Annotated in this window: 3 protein-coding genes; all 3 read left to right on the top strand. The window is 63.2% G+C overall.

The window, feature by feature from the left end; genetic code table 11:
• Positions 1–39 precede the first annotated feature (39 nt).
• The 3 genes from EN780_RS32570 to EN780_RS32560 all read left to right on the top strand — a co-directional run bounded on the left by EN780_RS32570 (position 40) and on the right by EN780_RS32560 (position 1,479).
• Positions 40–504 (top strand): SRPBCC domain-containing protein, encoded by a 465-nt coding sequence (locus EN780_RS32570; protein ID WP_128276323.1) that lies wholly within the window; start codon positions 40–42, stop codon positions 502–504.
• Positions 505–520: 16 nt separating this feature from the next.
• A complete protein-coding gene (locus EN780_RS32565; protein ID WP_128276322.1) occupies positions 521–1,126 on the top strand; it encodes an ATP-dependent Clp protease proteolytic subunit in 606 nt (201 codons plus the stop codon).
• A 74-nt stretch (positions 1,127–1,200) separates the two neighbouring features.
• Entirely contained in the window at positions 1,201–1,479 is a 279-nt protein-coding gene (locus EN780_RS32560; protein WP_128276324.1) for a hypothetical protein, read from the top strand.
• Positions 1,480–2,191: the final 712 nt, after the last annotated feature.

Here is a 2,191-nt window from a genome sequence, read left to right as displayed (position 1 = left end):
CATCGAGAAACTGAAGACAGTTCTGAAGGGAATGGACCAATGACGGAACGTCCTCCTGCCGAAGCGCCGCTCGACTTCGAATGCGAGCTTGCCGATCCGCCGGAGAAGGTCTGGCGCGCGCTGACCGAACCGGAACTGCTGGCGGCCTGGATGATGCCGAACGACATCACGCCTGAAGTGGGCAGCCGTTTCGCCTTTGCCGGACCCGAGGCGCCGATCGAATGCGAAGTCCTTGAAGCCGAGCCTGGACGACTGCTGCGCTATTCGTGGCGCGAGCGGCCCGGTGCCGACGATGCAGACAAGCTTCCAGCATTGGACAGCATCGTCACCTTCACGCTTGCCCGCACGGTTTCCGGCGGCACGCATCTGCGCATCTTCCATGACGGCTTCGCCCGCACACCCGCCGTCGTCATGGCTGGCGCCGGCTGCCGGCTCGCTTTCAACGCGCAAGGCGCAGGACGCGCGATCGCGGCGAATGCGCCGCTGTTGCGGCGCGCGGCCTGAGCAAGGGAGAAACGAGATGAGCGGGCTTGCCAATCTGGTGCCGATGGTGATCGAGCAGTCGAGCCGCGGCGAACGCGCCTTCGACATCTTCTCGCGGCTGCTGCGCGAGCGCATCATCTTCATCAACGGAGAGATCAACGACGGCATGTCGGCGCTGGTCTGCGCGCAGCTCCTGTCGCTGGAATCCGACAATCCCGACAAGGAGATATCGCTCTACATCAACTCGCCTGGCGGGGTGGTGACCAGCGGCTTCGCCATCTACGACACGATGCGCTACATCTCCTGCCCCGTGTCGACGGTGTGCATGGGCTTTGCCGCCTCGATGGCGTCCTTCCTACTGATGGCGGGCGAGCCGGGGCGCCGCATCGCGCTGCCCAACTCCAGCATCGTGCTGCATCAGCCGCTGGGCGGCTTCCAGGGTCAGGCTTCCGACATCCAGCGTCACGCCGAAGGCATCATGCGCACCAAGCGGCGCATGACCGAGCTCTATGCGCATCATTGCGGCCGGGCCTACGAGGAGGTCGAGCGCACGCTCGACCGCGACTATTTCATGACTGCCGAGGAGGCGAAGGCCTGGGGCCTCGTCGACCATGTCTGCGACACCCGCAAGAAGGCCGCGTGAAGGAATGGCCGGCGCGCGGCAATTTGATCGCGTGCGATCTGGCATCGCTGCCGTGCCGACCCTATAGTCCGGCAATGATTGGCAAGCATTCTTCCACACTCCTGGGAATCGTGGCGATCGCGTGCGTGCTGGCGGGCGCCGCCGTCGCCGATGACAGCGCGACGCAGAAGGGCGCGCTGCCCGGCGTCAGCAGCGACTATCGCATCGCCAAGCCTGCCCCGCAGCCCGAACCCGACGACGCGCTGCCCGCCGGCGGCAACGGCCAGTTCAAGATCGGCGATACCGATGTCAGGATTTCCGGCAGTATAACCATCGACATGGCGACGGGCGGGATCAGGCCGCCGGGCCACTAGCCGGCTACCGTCCGGGCGCTTCGCTGCCTAGACTGCGATTCCAATGCTTCCAATGGCAATGGGGGTGTAGCGTGCTTGCGCAAACGAACAGCCCCGCCGTTGCTTCCGCAAAACGGACGGGGCTTTTCTGGATTTGAAATCCAAACTTGCCGGGAGTGTTCTGCCGGCGTTTGATTTCGGATGCATCGCGGCATTCAGCCGACGATCCGACTATCGTCTCTAATTGTGAGGATTCGACAGGTCACGGTTTGTCGGGCTGACGCTCACGCCTGCCCTGGCACTTATGCCCGCCGCGGCTCCATCTTGGTGTGGAGCCTCAAGGGACTGTCCGGTGGCGTCATGCTCCGCTCCTGGGTCCGTTGCGACAATTGTCGTCCAGAGCGCAAATCGCAAAACCTGCGGCGTCTCGCAGGCCACCTTTGGGCGGCGAGGCCATCGAAAGACAGCCGGCTCCGTTGGACCTGTGGACACTGCTCCCCTCGCTCGGAGACGTCAACCATCGAATAGCCGATTACCGAAAAATGTGATCGCCGGGAGGTTACGTCCAGGTCAAGTCGAGACCGGATTTCCACACCGCTTTGTCAGGAGCGTGTTCGGCCTTTGTTCTTTCCGCTTGCTCGCCCGCGCGAAAGACGCTTAAACGCTTTTGTCGAGAATTGTGGCGTCTCTCGACGTGGCGGGAAAATTACCTACATAGGGGATGGCCGGGAGA

It is taken from the genome of Mesorhizobium sp. M4B.F.Ca.ET.089.01.1.1 (genome assembly GCF_004022605.1).
In the GTDB taxonomy this organism is placed as follows: Bacteria; Pseudomonadota; Alphaproteobacteria; order Rhizobiales; family Rhizobiaceae; genus Mesorhizobium; species Mesorhizobium abyssinicae.
Note: the sequence above shows the minus strand (reverse complement) of the source record. Positions and strands in the feature narration are given on the sequence as shown.

What these genes read in the sequence shown, in the direction of transcription:
- EN780_RS32570 (WP_128276323.1), top strand. Translation starts at nt 40, where the DNA reads ATGACGGAACGTCCTCCTGCCGAAGCGCCGCTCGACTTCGAATGCGAG.
- EN780_RS32565 (WP_128276322.1), top strand. Translation starts at nt 521, where the DNA reads ATGAGCGGGCTTGCCAATCTGGTGCCGATGGTGATCGAGCAGTCGAGC.
- EN780_RS32560 (WP_128276324.1), top strand. Translation starts at nt 1,201, where the DNA reads ATGATTGGCAAGCATTCTTCCACACTCCTGGGAATCGTGGCGATCGCG.